Here is a 1,726-nt window from a genome sequence, read left to right as displayed (position 1 = left end):
CGGCGGCGCGGGCAGCGCCGTCGCCGCCGCACTCCTGGCGGCGGGCGTCGCACACCTCTCCCTGTACGACACGGACCGGGTCAGGCTCACCGCGCTGGCCGCCCGCCTGGAGGCGCACTGGCCCGGCCGGGTGCACGTGCTGAGCGGACCCGAGCCGGCGGACGTGGACCTCGCCGTCAACGCCACACCGCTCGGGCTGCGCGCCGACGACCCGCTGCCGTTCCCGCTGGAGAAGCTGCCCGGGGACTGCGTCGTGGCCGACATCGTCATGAAGCCCCGCGAGACCCGCCTGCTGCGCGAGGCCGCCGCACGGGGCCACCGGATCCACCACGGCATCCACATGCTGGAGGGCCAGCTGGACTCGTACCGGGCCTTCTTCGCCCTGCGCTGAGACAACGCGCGCTGACACACCACCGAATCGCATCGCATCCCCTTGTTTGGAGAATCATGAACGTGCGACAGGCGCCGGAGTACCCCCAGTGGCCGCAGTACGACGCGACGGAGCGGGACGGACTCGTCCGAGCGCTCGAACAGGGCCAGTGGTGGCGGATGGGCGGCAGCGAAGTCGACTCCTTCGAGCGGGAGTTCGCCGAGTTCCACGGCGCGCCCCACGCGCTCGCCGTCACCAACGGAACCCACGCGCTCGAACTCGCCCTCCAGGTCATGGGAGTCGGCCCGGGCTGCGAGGTCATCGTCCCGGCCTTCACCTTCATCTCGTCCTCGCAGGCGGCGCAGCGGCTGGGCGCCGTCGCCGTCCCGGTGGACGTCGACCCGCACACGTACAACATCGACGTGGCCGCGGCCAGAGCCGCCGTGACCGAGCGCACCCGGGTGATCATGCCCGTGCACATGTCCGGCTTCCTGGCCGACATGGACGCGCTGGCCGAGCTCTCCGCCGAGACCGGCGTCCCGCTGCTGCAGGACGCCGCGCACGCCCACGCCGCACGCTGGCAGGGCAAGCGCGTCGGCGAACTCGGCTCGGTCGCCGCGTTCAGCTTCCAGAACGGCAAGCTGATGACCGCGGGCGAGGGCGGCGCCGTCCTGTTCCCCGACACCGAGCTGTACGAGAAGGCGTTCCTGCGCCACAGCTGCGGGCGGCCCCGCACCGACCGCCACTACAAGCACGAGATAGCCGGCTCCAACCTGCGGCTCAACGAGTTCTCCGCGGCGGTCCTGCGCGCCCAACTCGGCCGCCTGGAAAGCCAGATCAGGACACGGCAGGAGCGCTGGGCCGTGCTCTCCCCGCTGCTGGAGAAGATCGACGGCATCGAGCCGCAGCGCGCCGACGAGCGCACCGACTTCCCCTCCCACTACATGGCGATGTTCCGCGTCCCCGGCATCGGCGAGGACGCCCGCAACGCCCTGGTCGACCGTCTCGTGGCGGCCGGCGTGCCCGCCTTCGCCGGCTTCCGGGCGATCTACCGCACCGACGCCTTCTGGGAGATGGGCGCCCCCGACGAGACCCCCGACCAGATCGCCGAGCGCTGCCCCCACAGCGAGGCCATCAGCCACGAGAGCGTCTGGCTGCACCACCGCACGCTGCTCGCCGACGAGCAGACCGTCCACCTGACGGCCGAGATCGTCGCGGACGCCGTGGCCGCCGTATGAGCGTGCGGACCGCCGTCGTCGGGCTCGGCTGGGCGGGGCGGGAACTGTGGCTGCCCCGCCTGGCCCGGCACGCCGGCTTCGACGTGGTGGCCGTCGTCGACCCCGCGCCGCGCACCGG

General features: G+C 72.7%; 1 protein-coding gene and 1 pseudogene. Both read left to right on the top strand.

Translation table 11 applies throughout. The annotated features are described in order from the left end of the window. Nucleotides 1-391: pseudogene (locus tag G3I40_RS06320) on the top strand (shikimate dehydrogenase); the annotation flags it as partial. A 56-nt stretch (nucleotides 392-447) separates the two neighbouring features. Next, nucleotides 448-1,608: a DegT/DnrJ/EryC1/StrS family aminotransferase gene (locus tag G3I40_RS06315; protein WP_164301172.1), complete on the top strand. Its 1,161-nt coding sequence runs from the start codon at nucleotides 448-450 to the stop codon at nucleotides 1,606-1,608. Nucleotides 1,609-1,726: the final 118 nt, after the last annotated feature.

It is taken from the genome of Streptomyces sp. SID14478, from assembly GCF_010548525.1.
In the GTDB taxonomy this organism is placed as follows: domain Bacteria; phylum Actinomycetota; class Actinomycetes; order Streptomycetales; family Streptomycetaceae; genus Streptomyces.
Note: the sequence above shows the minus strand (reverse complement) of the source record. Positions and strands in the feature narration are given on the sequence as shown.